We start from the raw sequence: 17,411 nt of genomic DNA on the forward strand, positions 1-17,411 counted from the left end.
CGGATCATGGGGGCGACGGGAATTCTGTCTGGGCTCATCACCACAGGCGCAACGGGTGACAAGGGCTGGCGCGCGGCGATGGTCGCGGGGATGATCAGCGGCCCGCTTTTGATCCTTGCCCTGACCGGGCAGATGCCCGTGGTTGAGGTGCCGGTGTCGATGCCGATGGTTCTTGTCGGCGGGTTCATTGTCGGGATCGGCGTGACATTCGGGTCCGGGTGCACCTCGGGGCACGGGGTGTGCGGGATGGCGCGCCTGTCCAAGCGGTCGGTTGCGGCGACGCTTACCTTCATGGTGGTCTGTTTCGCGACGGTCTATGTCATTCGTCATGTGCTGGGGGTATAAGCGATGCGTCTGCTTTCAGGATATATCGTCGGGCTTGTCTTTGGCCTTGGCATCGCCATTTCGGGGATGATCAACCCTGCGAAGGTGCTTAACTTTTTCGACATCGCGGGAACCTGGGACCCGAGCCTTGCCTTTGTGATGGGCGGGGCATTGGTGACGACCTTCATTGGTTATCGCCTGGTCTGGCGCAGGCCCGCGCCGATGCTTGAGGGGGCATTCCAACTGCCCGGTAACACCAAGCTGGATGCGCGGCTTATTGGTGGCTCGGCTGTGTTCGGGCTTGGCTGGGGCATTGCAGGGTTCTGTCCCGGTGCGGCGCTTCCGGCGCTTGGCACAGGGCAGACCGGGGTATTCGCCTTTGTGGCCGCCTTGCTTGCTGGCATCTGGGTGGCACGCGCGATTTTGGCGCGGCAGGGCTAGGGCAGGCCCCGATCAACCGGTTCTGCGCGGGTCAGGCAAAGCCGGTGATCAGTTGGCGCAAGCCGATGGCCGCGCCGATGAAGATCGCGATAAAGGTGATTGGCGCGCTGAGCGCCAGCACCGAAAAGGCCGAGACGCCCTGGCCGATGCTACATCCAAAGGCCAGCACCGCGCCAAAGCCCATGCAGACTGCGCCAAGAATCTGGCGGCGCAATTCGCGCGGGTCTTCGCAGGCTTCCCAGCGGAAATGGCCCTTGATCAGGCTGCCGCAGAAGGCCCCGGCAAGCACGCCGAAAACCGAACCGACGCCAAAGCTCAGCCCGCCGCCGCTGGCGGTCATCAGAAACAGGATTGATTCGCCAAGCGGCGCCGAAAAGGTGTGGGACTGGATCGGTTGCGGGGAAAAGCCGTGGTTCGCGACCCAGGAACTTCCGGCCCAGCCCGAGGTGATCGCCAGCCCGACGATCAGCGACCAGAACACCGCCTTGCGGTCCTGCAGGAAGCTGCGAGAGCCAAGCGCCGCGAGGGTGATCAGAAGCGAGAGGGCAAGCCCGGCGCCGACCACCGGCAGGCCGGTCGCCTGTGACAGGAGCTGGGCGTAGCTGTCTGTTTCCAGTCCGGGGGTTGTGGCCTCTGTCGCAGTAAGGCGAAGGCGTGCAAGCGGGCCGGACATCATCACATAGGCCGCGATGCCCATGACGACGACGATCACGAAGGACCGCAGGTCGCCACCGCCGAACCGGGCCAGCGCACCAAAGCCGCAATTGCCCGCCATTGACATGCCATAGCCGAACATCAACCCGCCAATGACCGTGGCCAGCGGCGACCAGGGCGTGATGTAATAGATATTCCCCGGAAGGTCGATGAGGCCAAACCCGGTGAGGGCAAAGGACATGATTCCGGCGGCGCCAATCGCGAGCACCCACATGCGCAGGCGTGTGTCGCTGTGCTGATAAAGGAAATCCTCGATCGCGCCGAGGGTGCAGAACCGGCCAAGCCGCGCCGCGAGACCAAGCAATGCGCCGCCCACAAAGCCAATGAGGGCAATCAGCAGGGGCTCAGGAATGCCGTTCAGCATGCGTTTCTCCGAAAGGTAGGTGCGGCGGAATCAGGGCTGCCTGCAAAACAGATCATACACCATTTCGAGCATCACCACGGCGCGGCGGTCTGTCAAACTATAATAGATCGCCTTTCCGTCGCGCCGGGGCTCGACAAGACCTTCGGTGCGCAGCCGAGCGAGCTGCTGGGAGACGGCCGCCTGACGGGCCGACAACAGCTCTTCAAGCTCGGTCACGGTTTTTTCGCCGGTCGAGAGATGGCAGAGAATCATCAGGCGGCCTTCATGGCTGATCGCCTTGAGGAAATCGGCGGCGCCGCGTGCGTTGGACAGCATCGCATCAAGCGTTTCGTCGCTTGTTTCAAGCCGGGGCATGGCGGGGCGGTTCATCATTGCGCGCTCATGGTTGTCCGGTGCCATCGGTGGCCTCGGGATGCGCCGCCAAAAGCTGTTCGACATGAAACCAGAAGAAATCTTCGCTGGCGTAGCCTTCGATCCGGCCAAGTTCCACCCCGTTTTTGACCAGCACGAAGGTGGGGGTGAAGATCGGCGGGCTCTTGAAGGTCACGTCGTCGGGCAAGTCGTGAATGTCGGCCCGGCGCAACGGGGCAAGTTTGCCTTCGCGGGTTTTGGGATAGATGTGCGCGATCTCGGCGTTCCAGCGTTCGCACCAGTGACAGCCCGCGCGCTCGACCATGACAAGATCCGCCGCCCGGACCGGACCGGAGAGGGCAAGGCCCAGCAAAAGCAAAACCGGGGCAAGGCGGGCGAGGGGGTTAAACATGTGGGTTCCGATTGACGGGCAGTATAAAACATATGATAGTTTGAATATGTTTTCCAATCAAGCAGTCTGAGGCCCCCTGATGTTCGACGTCTCGATCCTAAGTGCGTTTGTGGGCGGCCTGATCGTCTTTTTTTCACCCTGCGTTTTGCCGATTGTGCCGTTTTACCTGAGCTACATGGCGGGGGCGTCCATGTCCGAGATCAGCGCCGAGGGCAAGCTTGCGCCGGGTGTGCGCCGCCGCGCCTTTGCGGCCTCGGTCATGTTCTCGGCGGGAATCATCACGGTATTTGTCCTGCTGGGCGCTGCGGCCTTTGGGCTTAGCCAGGCGTTTCGCGGCTATCAAACCGAATTTCGGCTGTTTGCCGCTTTGGTCGTCTTGATCATGGGGCTGCATTTTCTCGGGATTCTGCGGCTCGGATTTCTGAACCGGGTGTTTCAGATGGATGTGGGCGATACCAGAAACATGTCGGTGCTTGGCGCCTATGTGGTGGGATTTGCCTTTGCCGCCGGATGGACGCCTTGCGTGGGTGGCGTGCTGACCGCCGTGGTGTTCACCGCGAGTTCCGAGGCGACGGCGCTTAAGGGGCTTGGCCTTTTGCTTGTGTTCGGCTTTGCGATGACGACGCCGTTCATGGTGGCCTCGTTGTTCATCGGGCCGTTCCTGCGGTTTGCGTCAAAGTTCCGGCGGCATCTGCCCAAGGTGGAAAAGGCAATGGGCCTTTTAATGCTGGTTTTTGCGGGGCTGATTGCCACCGATAGTGTAAATTACATTGCGCAATGGATGCTGGAGACCTTTCCGGCGTTTCAGAATATCTGAATTGAGGAGGAATTCATGAAACGGTTTCTTACGATTTTGGCCGCGCTTTGCCTGGCCTGGCCGGTGATGGCGGTCGAGCTTGGCGATGACGGGCTGCACAAGACCGACTGGATGCGCGAGACGTTCATGGATCTGCGCGAGGATCTGGACGAAGCCAATGCCGAGGGCAAGCGCCTGATGATCCTGATCGAACAGCGCGGCTGCATCTATTGCGAGCGAATGCATAGGGACGTTTTTCCCCTGCCGGTGATCGACAGCTATATCCGCGAGAATTTCTTTGTGGTGCAGCTCGATCTTTACGGCGCTGCCGAACTGATCGACTTTGACGGCGAAGAGCTGTCGCAGCGTGATGCGATGCGCAAGTGGGGAATGATGTTCACCCCATCGATTCTGTTCATGCCTCAGGAGGTGCCCGAGGGTAAAACCGCCGCGCAGGCGGCCGTGGCGGTGATGCCGGGGGCATTTGAGGCGGGCACCACGCTGGATCTGTTGACCTGGGTAAACGAGGAACGTTACGCGCTTGATTCCGAGGAAGATTTTCAGCGCTATCACGCCCGTCGGATCAGGGAGCGCACGGTCGATCTGGGGGATTGAGTTGGAAAAAAAATCAGCAATAAATTCAAAAAATAGAATTTATTGTTGTGAGGTCACGCCATTGTGTCCTATGATATACGGAAATCTGAATGTGTTGAGGGAGGACGCATGAAACGATCAATTTTCACGATGGCGCTGGTCTGTACAGGCTTTGCGGTATCCGCCGCCGAGGTGGCACCCACCGACGTCAAGTTCGAGGATGGCAGCGTCAGTCAGTCTTTGTCGGGCGCGCCCGGTGATGCGGCCAGCGGCCGCGAGGTTGTCGGCAACAAATCCCTTGGCAATTGCGTCGCCTGTCATCAGGTCAGCGATCTTGCCGATGTGCCGTTCCAGGGCGAAATAGGCCCGTCGCTTGACGGTGCCGGCGGACGCTGGAGCGAAGCGGAACTGCGCGGCATCGTCGCCAACGCCAAGATGATGTTTCCCGAGTCGATGATGCCCTCTTTCTACAAGACCGAAGGCTTTATCCGTCCCGGCAACGCCTATACCGGCGAGGCGCCCGACGACACGTTCGGCCCGCTTTTGACGGCGCAGCAGATTGAAGATGTGGTTGCCTACCTGGTGACCCTTAAGGAATGACCGTCCCCTGCGGGACGCATGAGATCAGGAGTTTGACATAATGACACTGACCAGACGGAAAGTTATGGTTATGGGGGCGGGGGCGTTCGTGGCCTTTGGTCTGCCCCTGCGGGCCACGGCAGCCGCCGAGGACCAGATCGCGGCCTTTACCGGCGGCGCAGCGATCGGCGAGGGTGGCATCACCCTGACCGCACCCGAGATCGCCGAAAACGGCAACACTGTGCCGATCGAAGTTTCGGCCCCCGGCGCAAGCGAGATCATGGTACTGGCCACCGGCAACCCGACACCGGGTGTTGCGACCTTTACCTTTGGCGCCCTGGCCGCGTCGCAGGCCGCGTCGACACGGATCCGCCTTGCGGGCACTCAGGACGTTGTGGCGATTGCCAAGATGGCGGACGGTTCGTTCGTTCAGGCATCGAGCAACGTGAAGGTCACAATCGGCGGCTGCGGCGGCTAAGGCATATCCCAAGGAGACACGACAATGGCACAAGACGTCAAACCCCGCGTCAAGGTTCCGAAATCTGCTGCTGCCGGCGATGCAGTGACGATCAAGACCCTGATCAACCACGCGATGGAATCCGGTCAGCGCAAAGACGCAGACGGCAACATTATCCCGCGCTCGATCATCAACCGCTTCACCTGTGAGTTCAACGGTGAGAGCGTGCTTGATGTGAAGATGGAGCCCGCGATTTCCACCAACCCTTATTTCGAGTTCGAGGCCACAGTGCCCGAGGCCGGTGAATTCAAGTTCACCTGGTACGACGATGACGGCTCTGTTTACGAGGAAGCCAAGAAAATCGCGATGAAATAAGGTCACTCGTCAGGGAGGGATGAGAATGAGAAAAACAAATCTTTGGACGGCTCTGATGAGCGTCGGCGTGATTGCGGCGGGATCGGCATTTGCCGATCCGGTCGACGACACGCTGATCATCAACGAAGAGATCGAGATGGTCACGCGCACCGCAGCACCGGCACATATCGCCGACGCTATGGACGAGATCTATTCCGGCTGGCATTTCCGTGGCACAGAAACCCGCGCGATGGAAGTCGATGATTTCGACAATCCGGGCATGATCTTTGTCGAGCAGGCACAGGAGACCTGGGAGACGGTTGATGGCACCGAAGGCAAATCTTGCGCAAGCTGTCACGGGGCTGCCGATGAGAGCATGAAAGGTGTGCGTGCGGTTTATCCCAAGTGGAACGAAGCCGCAGGTGAAGTCCGCACGCTGGAAATGCAGATCAACGACTGTCGTGAAAACCGGATGGGTGCCGATAAGTGGAAATACACAGGCGGTGACATGGTTAACATGACGGCACTTCTGGCCTCTGTGTCGCGCGGCATGCCGGTGAACGTCGCAATCGACGGCCCGGTCCAGTCGACATGGGAGCAGGGCAAAGAGTTGTATTACACCCGCACCGGTCAGCTTGAGTTGTCCTGTGCCAACTGTCACGAACAGAACTATGGCAGGATGATCCGCGCGGATCACCTGAGCCAGGGCCAGATCAACGGCTTTCCGACCTATCGTCTCAAGAACACCAAGCTGAACGCGGTCCATGCGCGCTTTAAGGGCTGTGTGCGCGATACCCGCGCCGAGACCTTCAAGCCGGGCAGCCCCGAGTTCATCGCACTTGAGCTTTATGTCGCTTCGCGCGGCAATGGTCTTTCGGTCGAAGGACCGTCGATCAGAAACTAATCGAAAAGACCCCGCCTGGTGTTGTGCCAGACGGGGTTTTATTTGCTGATAAACATTCAAAAAACCGCATATAACCTATGCGGGATGTGGAAGGACCCGATATGATCTCGCGGCGTGATTTTCTTCAGACGAGCATGGCGGCCTCGGCCATCCTGGGCGCGTCTTCCTTTGGCCAGTGGTCCAGGGTTGCGGCACAACAGGCGCTGACGCAGGATCAGCTGTTGCAGTTCGACACCTTCGGTAATGTCTCGCTGATCCATATCACCGATATTCACGCGCAGCTAAAGCCGATCTATTTCCGCGAACCGTCGATCAACATCGGCGTGGGCGACAACAAGGGGCAGGTGCCGCATGTCACCGGCGCCGATTTCCGCAAGATGTACGGCATTGATGACGGAAGCCCCTCGCATTACGCGCTGAGTTCGGGCGATTTTTCGGCGCTTGCGCAGGCCTATGGCCGGGTTGGCGGGCTTGACCGGGTATCGACCGTGATCAACGCGATCCGCGCCGACCGCCCCGATGCGATCCTGCTGGATGGTGGCGATACGTGGCACGGCTCTTACACCTGTTACCAGACCGAAGGTCAGGACATGGTCAATGTGATGAACGCATTGAAGCCCGACGCGATGACCTTCCACTGGGAATTCACCCTCGGGTCAGAGCGCGTTCAGGAGATCGTCGAGGGGCTGCCGTTTGCCGCCCTTGGCCAGAATATCTTTGACTCGGAATGGGACGAGCCGGTCGATATCTTCCCGCCCTACAAGTTCTTCGAGCGTGGCGGCGTCAAGGTTGCCGTGATCGGTCAGGCCTTCCCTTATATGCCGATTGCCAACCCCGGCTGGATGTTCCCGGAATACAGCTTTGGTATCCGCGACGAGAACATGCAGGCGATGGTCAATGAGGTGCTCGGCAATGGGGCCGAACTGGTCGTGGTGCTAAGCCATAACGGCTTTGACGTGGACAAGAAGATGGCCGGAAAGGTCACCGGCATCGACGTGATCCTGTCGGGTCACACCCATGACGCCCTGCCCGAGCCGGTCCTGGTCGGCGAGACGATCATCATCGCCAGCGGCTCGAACGGCAAATTCGTGAGCCGTGTCGATCTTGACGTGCGCGACGGGCGGATGATGGGCTTCCGTCACAAGCTTATCCCGATTTTCAGCGATGTGATCGAGCCGGACAAGGCCGTCACCGAGGTGATCGACGCACAGCGCGCGCCCTATATGGAAGAGCTGAGCGAGGTCATCGGCCAGAGCGAGAGCCTTTTGTATCGTCGCGGCAATTTCAACGGCACATGGGATGACCTAATCTGTGACGCCCTGATCAGCGAGCGCGAGGCCGATATCGCCATGTCGCCCGGTGTGCGGTGGGGTCCGTCGATCCTTCCGGGGCAGGATATCACCCGAGAGGATATCTGGAACGTCACCTCGATGACCTATGGCCGCGCGTATCGCACCGAAATGACCGGCGAGTTCATCCATGTCATCCTTGAGGACGTTGCCGACAACCTGTTCAATCCCGACCCCTATTACCAGCAGGGCGGCGATATGGTGCGGCTTGGCGGGCTTGGCTATCGGATTGATGTCACCAAGCCGCAGGGCAGCCGGATCACCGATATGACCCTGTTGAAAACCGGCGAGGCGCTTGATGCCTCCAAGACCTATCAGGTTGCTGGCTGGGCCTCGGTCAACGAGGGCACCGAGGGGCCGCAGATCTGGGATGTCGTCGAAAGCCATATCCGCAAACAGGGCACTGTGCGCGTTGATCCCAATAACAGCGTCAAAGTGACTGGCGCCTGAAATTCATGCTGAAAGGAGGCATTTAACATGTCCGAGACCTTCAAAGGCAAATCCACATCGCGCCGCGCATTTCTGCGCGGGGCGGCGGCGGCGGGGGCCGGTGCGATCACCGCAGGCGCGGCGCATTCCGCCACCCCCGATCCCCTGATCACCGAGCCGCAGCCCTGGGCGCAGGGCCTTGGCGAGGGCGTCGACGTTACGCCCTATGGCCTGCCGATCAAGTTTGAATCCGACGTGGTGCGGCGCAATGTTGACTGGCTGACGGCCGATACGATCAGTTCGATCAACTTTACGCCGATCCATGCGCTTGACGGGACGATCACGCCGCAGGGCTGTGCGTTCGAGCGTCACCATTCCGGCGCGATCGAGCTTGCCAAGGAAGATTATCGCCTGATGATCAACGGGCTTGTCGATACCCCGCTGGTCTTCAGCTATGCCGATCTTGAGCGGTTCCCGCGTGAAAACCACGTCTATTTCTGTGAATGTGCCGCCAATACCGGCATGGAATGGGCCGGCGCGCAGCTGAACGGCGCACAGTTCACCCACGGCATGATTCACAACATGGAATATACCGGCGTGTCGCTGCGCACGATCCTGGCCGAGGCGGGCGTTAAGCCCGAAGGCAAGTGGGTTTACGTTGAAGGTGCCGATGCCTCATCGAACGGGCGTTCGATCCCGATGGAAAAGGCGCTTGACGACGTGCTTGTTGCCTTCAAGGCCAATGGCGAGGCCCTGCGCAAGGAACACGGATACCCGGTGCGTCTGGTCGTGCCGGGTTGGGAAGGCAATATGTGGGTTAAGTGGCTGCGTCGCATCGAGGTGACCGATGCCGCCGTCCAGAGCCGCGAAGAGACCAGCAAATACACTGACACATTGGAAGACGGCACTAGCCGCAAATGGACATGGGCGATGGATGCTAAATCTGTCGTGACATCGCCAAGCCCGCAAGCGCCCATCACTCATGGACAAGGGCCTTTGGTGATCACCGGATTGGCATGGTCAGGCCGTGGCGCCATCACGCGGGTTGATGTATCCAAGGACGGCGGCAAGACCTGGGAAACCGCCCGCCTTGCCAAACCCGGCGAGCGCATGGCGCTGACGCGGTTCTATCTTGATACCACCTGGGACGGCAACGAGATGCTGTTGCAGAGCCGCGCCATGGACGAGACCGGCTATGTTCAGCCGACCAAGACACAGCTGCGCGACGTGCGCGGTCTTAACTCGATCTATCACAACAATTGCATTCAGACATGGTGGGTCAAGCCCAACGGGGAGGCAGAGAATGTCGAAGTTTCTTAAATTCACCCTTGCCGCCGGATTTGTGATCAGCGCCACCGCCGTCTTTGCCGGGGAATACGGTCTTGGCCGCCCGGCGCTTCCCGAGGAAGTCGCGGCCTGGGATGTCAAGGTCATGCCCGATGGGCGCGGTCTTCCCGAAGGGTCCGGCGATGTCTGGACCGGGGACGAGGTGTTCGCGGAAAACTGTGCTGTCTGTCATGGCGATTTCGCCGAGGGCGTTGGCAACTGGCCCAAGTTGGCCGGGGGCTGGGACACGCTTGATCACGATGACCCGCTGAAAACCGTGGGGTCCTATTGGCCCTATCTTTCGACGGTTTGGGATTACGTCAACCGCTCGATGCCGTTTGGCAATGCGCAAAGTCTGACCAATGACGAGGTTTATGCCATCGTCGCCTATATTCTTTATTCCAACAACCTCGTGGACGAGGATTTCACCCTGAGCCACGAGAACTTTACCGAGGTCGAGATGCCCAATGCCGGCGGATTCATCCTCGATGACCGCGCCGAGACCGAATATGCGAAATGGACGGGCGAGCCCTGCATGGAAAACTGCAAGGACGAGGTCAAGATCACCATGCGCGCCCGCGTTCTTGACGTGACCCCGGACGAGGAAAAGGCAGAAGCCGCAGAGCCCGCAACAGAAGAGCCGGTTGCGGTCGCCGCCGCAGAGCCGGAACCCGCCGCAGAGCCCGATGTTGCCGCCGTCGATCCGGCGCTGGTTGCTGCGGGTGAAAAGGTCTTCAAGAAATGCAAGGCTTGCCATCAGGTCGGCGAGGGTGCCAAAAACCGGGCCGGGCCACAGCTTAACGGCGTCATGGGCCGCGCGGCAGGGGCTGTTGAGGGGTTCAAATACTCATCGGCGCTCATGGCCAAGGCCGACGAGGGGCTGGTGTGGAACGAAGAGACTATTTCGGCGTTCCTGGCTAATCCGCGTGGCTATATGAAAGGCACGAAAATGGGTTTTGCCGGTCTTAAATCCGAGGAAGATCAGGCCGCGATTGCCGCCTATCTGTCCAGTTTCAGTGACTAGGGGCTGATCATGCCGCAGCGGTTTCTGACCCTTGTCCTTGCCGTGATTTTCACGGCAGGGACAGCTCGGTCAGAGGCCATCGGTGACGCCGAGGCCGGGGCCGACGTTTTTGAAATGTGCAGCGGCTGTCATGAGATCGGCAAGGGCGCGCAAGACGCCATCGGGCCGCATCTTAACGGGTTGTTCGGACGGCCCGCCGCCGCGCATGACGGTTTTGCCTATTCCGCCTCGATGAAGCGCGCAGGCGTTGACGGGCTTGTCTGGGATTGGACGAGGCTTGACGCCTATATCGCCAATCCGCGCGCATTGGTGTCGAAAACGCGGATGAGCTTTGACGGGTTGGAGGACCCGGAAGAGCGCGCCGACCTTCTGGCCTATCTGCGCCGGTTTTCCGACAATCCGTCGAATATCCCCGAGGCCGCGCCGACAGCGCGCGGCACGGATCATTCCGTTGCCCCAGAAATTCTCGCGCTTCAGGGCGATCCGGAATACGGTGAATACCTCAGCAGTGAATGCGTGAGTTGCCATCAGCTTGACGGCAGCGCCGAGGGGATTCCGTCAATCACACAATGGCCTGAAGACGATTTCGTCGTTGCCATGCACGCCTATAAGGCGAAACTACGCTCGCATCCGGTGATGCAGATGATGGCCGGGCGGCTTTCGAATGAAGAGATTGCCGCGCTTGCGTCTTATTTTGGTACCCTCGAATAAATCGGGGGCGTTCAGGGGAGGAAAAAGTGATGAAGTTGAACCGACGCAAGTTTATCGGGGTTGGAGCGGCTGCGGCTGCGACGTTGTCTGCACCGGCGGTTCTGGCCGATGGTCACGGCAAACCGCGTGTCGTGGTGATCGGCGGCGGCGCAGGCGGGGCCACGGCGGCGCGCTATATCGCCAAGGACAGCAAGGGCGCGATCGACGTCACCCTGATCGAGCCATCGCGCAGCTATTTCACCTGTTTCTTTTCCAACCTCTATATTGGCGGCTTCACCGGGCTTGAGGATATCGCGCATACCTATGGCACGCTGGCGGCCAAATACGGAATCAACGTGGTGCATGACTGGGCGATTGATGTGGATCGCGCAGGTAAGACCGTGACATTGGCCGGGGGCGCGCAGCTTGTCTATGACAAGCTTATCCTGAGTCCGGGCATTGATTTCGTCGAGGATGCCGTACCGGGGTGGAGTGTGGCGGCGCAGAACGCCATGCCACATGCCTATAAGGCCGGATCGCAGAGCGAGCTTTTGAAGGCGCAGATCGCGGCGATGCCTGAGGGGGGCACCTTTGCGCTTGTCGCGCCGCCCAACCCCTATCGCTGTCCTCCGGGGCCATATGAACGGGTGTCGATGGTGGCGCATGTTCTCGAGCAGACCAACCCGAGTGCCAAGATCCTTGTGGTTGACCCGAAAGAGAAGTTTTCCAAGCAGGGGCTGTTCGAGGAGGGCTGGCAAAGTCACTATACCGGCATGGTCGAACGGATCGGCCCGGATTTTGGTGGCACCAACGTGTCGGTCAACCCCGAGGATATGACGATTGATATCGACGGCATGGTCGAGAAGGTCGATGTCTGCAACGTGATCCCGGCGCAAAAGGCCGGGCGGATCGCGGATATCGCGGGCGTGACCGATGGCAACTGGGTGCCGGTCAATCCCGCCGATCTGTCTACCAGGATTGACCCGGATGTGCATGTGCTTGGCGATGCGGCCGCGCAGGGCGACATGCCGAAATCGGGCTTTGCCGCCAACAGCCAGGCCAAGGTCTGTTCCATGGCGGTGCGCGGTGCGCTGACCGGATCCAAGGTATTTCCGGCCAAGTTCACCAATACCTGCTGGTCGCTGATTGGTTCCGATGACGGGGTCAAGGTGGGCGCGACATACGAGGCGACGGCCGATAAGATCGCCAAGGTTGACGGCTTCATTTCGCAGACCGGCGAAGATGCCGCGACGCGCAAGGCAACCTATGAGGAATCGGTCGGCTGGTATGCAGGCATCACCGCCGACATGTTTGGCTAGGCGCCTGTCGGCGTCGATATTTATTGAAGGAGAGAGACCATGAAACAGATAGCATTAGCCGCGATTATCGGAATGATGGCTGTTCCGGCGGTGGCGCAAGATGTCACGACCACGCCGTTTAACGGCAGCTTTGAAGATGCCACCTTTGCGGTGGAAAACGCCATCGTCGGCGAGGGGCTCGTGATTGATTTCACAAGCCATGTCGGTGAGATGCTGAACCGGACCGCGGCCGACGTGGGCAGCGACGTCAAGATTTTCGACGCCGCCGACATCTTTCTGTTCTGTTCGGCGCAGGTGTCGCGCGAAGTGATGGAGGCGGACCCGATGAATATCGTGCATTGCCCCTATAGCATCTTCGTGGCGGACCGGGGCGGCGAGGTGGTGATCGGCCACCGCAATTACCCCGAGGGCGAAATGCAAAAGGTGCAGGCGCTTTTGGACGGTATCGTGCAAAGCGCGCTGGAATAGGGATCAACCGCGCAGGGTTCGGGCGTGCGGCTTGACGCAAGTCAAGGTGGGCGTGCCCGAACCTCTCTATCCCAAGGCGAGGATGGACACAGGGGCTTGAGATGCTCGAAGGCTTGATCGACAGATTTGGCGACGGCACGGTTCTGATGATGGCAGGCGCGCTTGTCGGTCTGATCTTTGGCGCGGCGGCGCAACATTCCCGGTTCTGTTTGCGCGCGGCCTCGATCGAGGTGGCGATGGGGCGGTTCGGCCCGCGTCTTTCGATCTGGCTGATTGCATTTTCGGCAGGTGTGATGGCGGTGCAGGGCGCAATCGCGCTTGGGCTGCTTGACGTTACCGAGGCCCGTCCGCTTGCCGCCACCGGAAGCATGTCGGGCGCGATCATCGGCGGGCTGATGTTCGGCGTCGGCATGATCCTTGCGCGCGGCTGTGCCAGCCGGTTGCTGGTGCTGTCGGCGACGGGCAATCTGCGCGCCATTGTCACCGGTCTTGTGTTGACGCTGGTCGCGCAGTCGGCCCTGCGCGGGGTTCTGGCCCCTCTGCGCGAGGCGCTTGGTGCGCTCTGGCTTGTGCCCGGCGGCGAGGCCCGCAACATCCTGTCACATATCGGCATGGGCCCCGGACTGGCGGCGGTGATTGCCGCGCTGGTCCTGGTGGCTGGGCTTTGGCTTGCCCATGTCCGCGCCGTGCGCGTCAGCCATGCCATTGCGGCGGTTCTTGTCGGGCTTGCTGTCGCCCTGGGCTGGCTTGCCACCTATATGATCGCGCAGACCTCGTTCGAGGTGGTGGCGATTTCGTCCGTTACCTTTACCGGGCCGTCGGCGGATACCTTGATGGGGCTGGTCAACAGCACGACCCTGCCGGCGGGGTTCGGTGTCGGACTTGTGCCGGGGGTGTTCGCCGGTGCGGCGGGCATGGCAATTGCCACCCGCGAATGGAAGATTGAACGCTTTGGCCCCGATACCCCGATGGAGCGCTATCTTGTCGGCGCGGCCCTTATGGGCTTTGGCAGCATGCTTGCCGGTGGCTGTGCCGTGGGGGCGGGCATGTCCGGCGGGGCGATCTTTGCCCTCACCGCCTGGGTCGCGGTATTCTGCATGTGGATCGGGGCGATGGCGACGCATCTTGTCATCGGACGTGGTACAGTCAGGATGGCAACGACCTGAGGTCGGTCCCCCAAGGTGCACGCGCGTTAACATGGGTTAATGTCGGGCGCCGGAATAATCTCGCTTTTCAACGTCGCCAGATCAACGCTCGCGGCCACGGCAAGCGCGTCGAGATCGTGGATGACAATCTCCATTTGACCATGTGCCGTAAGGATATTCCTGTGCGCCAGCCGCCGCATGGTTCGGCAGACATGGACAGACGACAACCCGGCGAAGTCGCCAAGCTGTTGCTGGGTCAGCGGCAGGCACAATTTGCAGTTGTCGGCTTTGCCTATCGCATCAAGACGCAGGTAAAGTTCCAGGAGGGAATAGGCCACGCGCATCTCGGCGGTGCCCTTGCCAAGCCTGAGCATGCGCTCGGACAATCGTGAAAGCGCCGATGCTATGAAGTGGTTTTCGCGTGTTTCAAGGGATGGCACCTGGTCCAGAAGGCCCGCCCATGTGCCGGTGGGAATGATCGACACCCTGGCATAAGAGAGCACCTCTATCTGCACGGCACTGGTGTTTTCATTTGCGGATGTGGGGTTCATGATGTCGCCTGGAAGCAAAAAATCTATGATTTGCCTTTGGCCGTCTTCCATTGATTTCGACAGGGCAAGCCATCCGTCAAGCATGCAATAGGTCGCCGATGACAGGTCGCCCTCCAGCTTGAGGATTTTTCCGGGGCCAAAGCCACGTTTGTGTGAAATCAGGGTGTTCTCAAGCAGCGTCGTCGGATCCGGTCGGAAAACCCGCGAAACGGGGTGGCGCATGGATGGCTTTCGGAGCGCGGTAAGTAAGTTGCCGGTCATATGCGAGAGTCCTCTTGGCCCCTTGGGGCCTGCGCAACGGGCCGCCCGTCAGGGCGTCTTCAACATGCAGGGATCTGATTGATCGACAGAAAAGGAGCGGCCAGCCAACATCCGATCACCACAGGGCATTCCATGTTAAACTGTGCATGGCGGAACGGCGCAGCCCTTGAGCGATATCAATCACATCGCGTCAAGCACCGGATTTTGGCAGTTTTTTGCCGATTGCGGGTTTAACCGCCGTTAATGCGGGGGTGGATCCGAAGGTGGACAGTGGCGGTATTCACGTCCTGACCATGAACGGAGTCACCCATGGGAAAACCTGCCAAAGATGTAAAACTTGCCGCTGATCGGATCTCTGATCTGGCGCAACAGGTACAGAATACCATTTTCGCCAATCCCATCACTGCGCCTCAGGCTGAGAATCTCTTGCAGGCTCAGGAAAATGTTTTGCAGGAGTTCGAGACGTTTTCGCACCATTGGTTTGCCCGGCGCCACACAGCCACGAAAACAGCCCTGCAGGCGGCTCAGGACATTGCCAGGAATGGCGGGCGCGATCCATCGGTGATGGTGAAGAAGATGTCGGACTGGCAACAGCATTCGATGGAGCGTATCGTCGAGGATTTTCAGGAATGGCTCGATCTTTGCGCGCGCTGTGCCGGGCATGTCGCCAGCGCCGAGGTCGAGACCAATCAGGAAATCCTTGAAGAAAGTGCAAAGGGCGGGACAAAGGCGGCCAGGTCGAAGCACACAACGCCTGTCTGATCCGGGCCGAATACCTGATTTGTGCGGGTGACGGCATGCGGGGTGTCGTTTTTGGCTGGCGTTAACCACAGTCAATGCAGAAGGGCAAACCGTTTGGCAGGATGAGGGCAAGCGCAAGCCCGTTGCGTGACCTGTCAATCAAGGAGTCAGAGTATGTCCATGCTGAAAGTCATCGAAGTTCTCGCCGAGTCCGATAAGGGTTTTGACGATGCCGCGCGGGTCGCCGTGGCTACGGCCTCCAAGACGGTGCGTAATATCAAGTCGATCTATATCAAGGATATGAATGCGCAGGTGTCGGACGGCAAGATCACCAGCTATCGGGTCAACGCCAAGATCAGCTTCCTGCTCGACGGGCAATCCGCCTCCTGACCTGCATTGATTGTTTGCCCGGGCAACGATCAAAAGCGCACCGGCGCAAGCGCGGAAACTGTCTTGAAGGGAGGCCGACCCTAAAGGAAAAGGGATGCAGCCGGGAAGGCCGAGGGCCACACCCGGCACGTCAAAAGCGGGCCGGTGTGGCCGGAGAGTTGGTTATTCCCACTCCATCTGTTCATAGACCCGTCCGGCGTTCTTGGTGGCCAGCTCTTCGAAGGTATCGAGGTGGGAATAGGCCGACTGATCGACGTAATAGGCATCAGACAGGTCGCCGCCCTCATCAATATGCGCCCGGATCTGGGCGCGAAGGTGTTCGAGATAGCCCTTGGTATAGCGGCGTACCTGATCCATGTTGGTGGGGTGGCCGTGCCCGGGGATCACATAGGTGGCGTTGAGCGCCTCGAATTCATTATCCCATGTCTCAAGCCAGTCGGCAGTGATCGTATCGGCAAAGATCGGCAGCATGCGTTCGTGAAACGCCATGTCGCCCGAGATTACAAGGCTTTGCTCGGGCAGCCAGACCACGATGTCGCCGGGGCTGTGGGCGGGGCCAAGGTGGCGCGCCTCGATGCGGAAATCCCCCATCTCGACGATGTAGTCGTCGCTGAAGGTTTCGGTCGGGACCTGCACGGTGGTGCCCTCGGCCTTGTCGCGGTTATAGCCCTTCATCGCCTGAAGGTTGGGGCCGCCGTTTTCCTCGATCTCATGGGCGGCATCGACATGCGCCACGATTGGCACGCCCTGTTCGGCCCAGTAGGAATTGCCAAGGCTGGCGTGGCCCTGACCGTTTTCGTTGAAGACGAGTCTGACCGGCTGATCGGTGATGCGCCTGATCTCGTCATGCAGCGCTTTTGCCAGGGCATAGGCGGCGCTGCCGTTGATCACGACAACCCCGTCACCGGTGACGATAAAGCTCAGGTTGTTGTTATGACCCGAGTTTTCATAGCTTGGAGGCGCGGTTGCACCAATGGCGGACCAGACGCCGGGGATCACTTCGACCGGTTCGTCGTAAAGCAGGGAACCGGGATATTTATCGGCAATATTATCGCTCGCAAGGGCGGGGCTGGCGGCAAAGGCGAGGGCAAAAAGCAGGGGTTTCATCATCTTAGACCTCACTCACAAAGCGATAGCTGTCGCCGTTGCGTTCAACCCGCCCAAGACCGCCGTCGCGCAAATGAAAGCCGATCATTGCCATTTTGTCTTGTGCCAGCTGATCCAACAGCCGCTTGCGGGTCTTGATGCCGCCCTCTGCGTCCTGATCCGAGCCACTGACCCAATCGGGACGTTCAAAGGCGATATGACCATTGCCGATGGCATCGCCGACGACCATCACCGATTCGCTTCCCTGACGGATTTCGAACGACATATGCCCCGGCGTATGCCCGAAGGTGGCATGCGCCATCACACCGGGAAGTACCTCTT

Annotated in this window: 23 protein-coding genes; 17 read left to right on the plus strand and 6 right to left on the minus strand. The window is 59.8% G+C overall.

Annotation, left to right across the window (positions count from 1 at the left end):
• Both QZ522_RS11135 and QZ522_RS11140 read left to right on the plus strand, forming a co-directional pair.
• Window positions 1-345, plus strand: a 345-nt coding sequence (locus tag QZ522_RS11135; protein ID WP_294611177.1) for a YeeE/YedE thiosulfate transporter family protein, incomplete at its 5' end; no start/stop codon positions are given.
• Between the two features lie 3 nt (window positions 346-348).
• Window positions 349-765 carry a DUF6691 family protein gene (locus tag QZ522_RS11140; RefSeq protein ID WP_294611179.1) on the plus strand — a complete coding sequence of 139 codons (417 nt, stop codon included), beginning with the start codon at window positions 349-351 and terminating at the stop codon, window positions 763-765.
• Window positions 766-796: 31 nt separating this feature from the next.
• Here the strand turns inward: QZ522_RS11140 and QZ522_RS11145 are convergent, their stop codons facing one another.
• The 3 genes from QZ522_RS11145 to QZ522_RS11155 are packed head-to-tail and all read right to left on the minus strand — an operon-like array spanning window position 797 to window position 2,606.
• Entirely contained in the window at window positions 797-1,843 is a 1,047-nt protein-coding gene (locus tag QZ522_RS11145) for a YeeE/YedE family protein (protein WP_294611180.1), read from the minus strand.
• 30 nt (window positions 1,844-1,873) lie between these two features.
• Window positions 1,874-2,197: a metalloregulator ArsR/SmtB family transcription factor gene (locus QZ522_RS11150; protein WP_294611234.1), complete on the minus strand. Its 324-nt coding sequence runs from the start codon at window positions 2,195-2,197 to the stop codon at window positions 1,874-1,876.
• A 25-nt stretch (window positions 2,198-2,222) separates the two neighbouring features.
• On the minus strand, window positions 2,223-2,606 hold the full coding sequence (locus tag QZ522_RS11155; protein ID WP_294611182.1) for a hypothetical protein: 384 nt from the start codon (window positions 2,604-2,606) through the stop codon (window positions 2,223-2,225).
• 79 nt (window positions 2,607-2,685) lie between these two features.
• Here QZ522_RS11155 and QZ522_RS11160 point away from each other — a divergent pair, with 79 nt between their 5' ends.
• The 13 genes from QZ522_RS11160 (at window position 2,686) to QZ522_RS11220 (ending at window position 14,061) form a co-directional block, all read left to right on the plus strand.
• Window positions 2,686-3,423 carry a cytochrome c biogenesis protein CcdA gene (locus QZ522_RS11160; RefSeq protein WP_294611184.1) on the plus strand — a complete coding sequence of 246 codons (738 nt, stop codon included), beginning with the start codon at window positions 2,686-2,688 and terminating at the stop codon, window positions 3,421-3,423.
• 15 nt (window positions 3,424-3,438) lie between these two features.
• Window positions 3,439-4,017, plus strand: a complete 579-nt coding sequence (locus tag QZ522_RS11165; protein WP_294611186.1) for a thioredoxin family protein — start codon at window positions 3,439-3,441, stop codon at window positions 4,015-4,017.
• A 108-nt stretch (window positions 4,018-4,125) separates the two neighbouring features.
• Entirely contained in the window at window positions 4,126-4,596 is a 471-nt protein-coding gene (soxX, locus tag QZ522_RS11170) for a sulfur oxidation c-type cytochrome SoxX (protein WP_294611188.1), read from the plus strand.
• Window positions 4,597-4,636: 40 nt separating this feature from the next.
• Window positions 4,637-5,053, plus strand: a complete 417-nt coding sequence (gene soxY / locus QZ522_RS11175) for a thiosulfate oxidation carrier protein SoxY (RefSeq protein WP_294611190.1) — start codon at window positions 4,637-4,639, stop codon at window positions 5,051-5,053.
• 24 nt (window positions 5,054-5,077) lie between these two features.
• Window positions 5,078-5,407 (plus strand): thiosulfate oxidation carrier complex protein SoxZ, encoded by a 330-nt coding sequence (gene soxZ / locus QZ522_RS11180; protein WP_294611193.1) that lies wholly within the window; start codon window positions 5,078-5,080, stop codon window positions 5,405-5,407.
• Window positions 5,408-5,432: 25 nt separating this feature from the next.
• Entirely contained in the window at window positions 5,433-6,290 is an 858-nt protein-coding gene (gene soxA, locus QZ522_RS11185; protein WP_294611196.1) for a sulfur oxidation c-type cytochrome SoxA, read from the plus strand.
• A 101-nt stretch (window positions 6,291-6,391) separates the two neighbouring features.
• Window positions 6,392-8,089, plus strand: a complete 1,698-nt coding sequence (gene soxB, locus QZ522_RS11190; RefSeq protein ID WP_294611199.1) for a thiosulfohydrolase SoxB — start codon at window positions 6,392-6,394, stop codon at window positions 8,087-8,089.
• A 27-nt stretch (window positions 8,090-8,116) separates the two neighbouring features.
• Window positions 8,117-9,388 carry a sulfite dehydrogenase gene (soxC, locus tag QZ522_RS11195; protein ID WP_294611202.1) on the plus strand — a complete coding sequence of 424 codons (1,272 nt, stop codon included), beginning with the start codon at window positions 8,117-8,119 and terminating at the stop codon, window positions 9,386-9,388.
• The gene (locus QZ522_RS11200; protein ID WP_294611206.1) at window positions 9,372-10,418 is read left to right on the plus strand and encodes a c-type cytochrome; all 1,047 of its coding nucleotides are present in this window, start codon (window positions 9,372-9,374) and stop codon (window positions 10,416-10,418) included. Before soxC ends, QZ522_RS11200 begins: the two co-directional genes overlap by 17 nt.
• Window positions 10,419-10,427: 9 nt before the next feature.
• Window positions 10,428-11,129 (plus strand): c-type cytochrome, encoded by a 702-nt coding sequence (locus tag QZ522_RS11205; RefSeq protein WP_294611209.1) that lies wholly within the window; start codon window positions 10,428-10,430, stop codon window positions 11,127-11,129.
• A gap of 29 nt (window positions 11,130-11,158) precedes the next feature.
• Window positions 11,159-12,427, plus strand: coding sequence for an NAD(P)/FAD-dependent oxidoreductase (locus QZ522_RS11210; RefSeq protein ID WP_294611212.1), 1,269 nt, complete (start codon window positions 11,159-11,161; stop codon window positions 12,425-12,427).
• A 39-nt stretch (window positions 12,428-12,466) separates the two neighbouring features.
• Window positions 12,467-12,895: a DUF302 domain-containing protein gene (locus QZ522_RS11215; RefSeq protein ID WP_294611215.1), complete on the plus strand. Its 429-nt coding sequence runs from the start codon at window positions 12,467-12,469 to the stop codon at window positions 12,893-12,895.
• A gap of 101 nt (window positions 12,896-12,996) precedes the next feature.
• Window positions 12,997-14,061, plus strand: a complete 1,065-nt coding sequence (locus tag QZ522_RS11220) for a YeeE/YedE family protein (RefSeq protein ID WP_294611219.1) — start codon at window positions 12,997-12,999, stop codon at window positions 14,059-14,061.
• A gap of 26 nt (window positions 14,062-14,087) precedes the next feature.
• Here the strand turns inward: QZ522_RS11220 and QZ522_RS11225 are convergent, their stop codons facing one another.
• Window positions 14,088-14,852, minus strand: coding sequence for a Crp/Fnr family transcriptional regulator (locus QZ522_RS11225; protein ID WP_294611222.1), 765 nt, complete (start codon window positions 14,850-14,852; stop codon window positions 14,088-14,090).
• A gap of 309 nt (window positions 14,853-15,161) precedes the next feature.
• Between QZ522_RS11225 and QZ522_RS11230 the strand changes: the two genes are divergently transcribed.
• Both QZ522_RS11230 and QZ522_RS11235 read left to right on the plus strand, forming a co-directional pair.
• Window positions 15,162-15,614: a hypothetical protein gene (locus QZ522_RS11230; protein ID WP_294611225.1), complete on the plus strand. Its 453-nt coding sequence runs from the start codon at window positions 15,162-15,164 to the stop codon at window positions 15,612-15,614.
• Window positions 15,615-15,767: 153 nt separating this feature from the next.
• On the plus strand, window positions 15,768-15,983 hold the full coding sequence (locus tag QZ522_RS11235) for a dodecin family protein (RefSeq protein WP_294611228.1): 216 nt from the start codon (window positions 15,768-15,770) through the stop codon (window positions 15,981-15,983).
• A gap of 162 nt (window positions 15,984-16,145) precedes the next feature.
• On the opposite strand, the gene QZ522_RS11240 is transcribed toward QZ522_RS11235, so the two are convergent.
• Together QZ522_RS11240 and QZ522_RS11245 are read right to left on the minus strand one after the other, a co-directional pair.
• Entirely contained in the window at window positions 16,146-17,093 is a 948-nt protein-coding gene (locus QZ522_RS11240) for an MBL fold metallo-hydrolase (RefSeq protein WP_294611231.1), read from the minus strand.
• Between the two features lies 1 nt (window position 17,094).
• Window positions 17,095-17,411: MBL fold metallo-hydrolase (locus QZ522_RS11245; RefSeq protein WP_365353659.1), on the minus strand; the 317-nt coding region annotated here is incomplete at its 5' end.

Source organism: uncultured Roseovarius sp. (assembly GCF_913054395.1).
Lineage (GTDB): Bacteria > Pseudomonadota > Alphaproteobacteria > Rhodobacterales > Rhodobacteraceae > Roseovarius.

Excerpts from the sequence above, each read along its gene's own strand:
- QZ522_RS11140 (WP_294611179.1), top strand. The coding sequence starts at position 349 with ATGCGTCTGCTTTCAGGATATATCGTCGGGCTTGTCTTTGGCCTTGGC.
- QZ522_RS11145 (WP_294611180.1), bottom strand. The coding sequence starts at position 1,843 with ATGCTGAACGGCATTCCTGAGCCCCTGCTGATTGCCCTCATTGGCTTT.
- QZ522_RS11150 (WP_294611234.1), bottom strand. The coding sequence starts at position 2,197 with ATGCCCCGGCTTGAAACAAGCGACGAAACGCTTGATGCGATGCTGTCC.
- QZ522_RS11155 (WP_294611182.1), bottom strand. The coding sequence starts at position 2,606 with ATGTTTAACCCCCTCGCCCGCCTTGCCCCGGTTTTGCTTTTGCTGGGC.
- QZ522_RS11160 (WP_294611184.1), top strand. The coding sequence starts at position 2,686 with ATGTTCGACGTCTCGATCCTAAGTGCGTTTGTGGGCGGCCTGATCGTC.
- QZ522_RS11165 (WP_294611186.1), top strand. The coding sequence starts at position 3,439 with ATGAAACGGTTTCTTACGATTTTGGCCGCGCTTTGCCTGGCCTGGCCG.
- soxX (WP_294611188.1), top strand. The coding sequence starts at position 4,126 with ATGAAACGATCAATTTTCACGATGGCGCTGGTCTGTACAGGCTTTGCG.
- soxY (WP_294611190.1), top strand. The coding sequence starts at position 4,637 with ATGACACTGACCAGACGGAAAGTTATGGTTATGGGGGCGGGGGCGTTC.
- soxZ (WP_294611193.1), top strand. The coding sequence starts at position 5,078 with ATGGCACAAGACGTCAAACCCCGCGTCAAGGTTCCGAAATCTGCTGCT.
- soxA (WP_294611196.1), top strand. The coding sequence starts at position 5,433 with ATGAGAAAAACAAATCTTTGGACGGCTCTGATGAGCGTCGGCGTGATT.
- soxB (WP_294611199.1), top strand. The coding sequence starts at position 6,392 with ATGATCTCGCGGCGTGATTTTCTTCAGACGAGCATGGCGGCCTCGGCC.
- soxC (WP_294611202.1), top strand. The coding sequence starts at position 8,117 with ATGTCCGAGACCTTCAAAGGCAAATCCACATCGCGCCGCGCATTTCTG.
- QZ522_RS11200 (WP_294611206.1), top strand. The coding sequence starts at position 9,372 with ATGTCGAAGTTTCTTAAATTCACCCTTGCCGCCGGATTTGTGATCAGC.
- QZ522_RS11205 (WP_294611209.1), top strand. The coding sequence starts at position 10,428 with ATGCCGCAGCGGTTTCTGACCCTTGTCCTTGCCGTGATTTTCACGGCA.
- QZ522_RS11210 (WP_294611212.1), top strand. The coding sequence starts at position 11,159 with ATGAAGTTGAACCGACGCAAGTTTATCGGGGTTGGAGCGGCTGCGGCT.
- QZ522_RS11215 (WP_294611215.1), top strand. The coding sequence starts at position 12,467 with ATGAAACAGATAGCATTAGCCGCGATTATCGGAATGATGGCTGTTCCG.
- QZ522_RS11220 (WP_294611219.1), top strand. The coding sequence starts at position 12,997 with ATGCTCGAAGGCTTGATCGACAGATTTGGCGACGGCACGGTTCTGATG.
- QZ522_RS11225 (WP_294611222.1), bottom strand. The coding sequence starts at position 14,852 with ATGACCGGCAACTTACTTACCGCGCTCCGAAAGCCATCCATGCGCCAC.
- QZ522_RS11230 (WP_294611225.1), top strand. The coding sequence starts at position 15,162 with ATGGGAAAACCTGCCAAAGATGTAAAACTTGCCGCTGATCGGATCTCT.
- QZ522_RS11235 (WP_294611228.1), top strand. The coding sequence starts at position 15,768 with ATGTCCATGCTGAAAGTCATCGAAGTTCTCGCCGAGTCCGATAAGGGT.
- QZ522_RS11240 (WP_294611231.1), bottom strand. The coding sequence starts at position 17,093 with ATGATGAAACCCCTGCTTTTTGCCCTCGCCTTTGCCGCCAGCCCCGCC.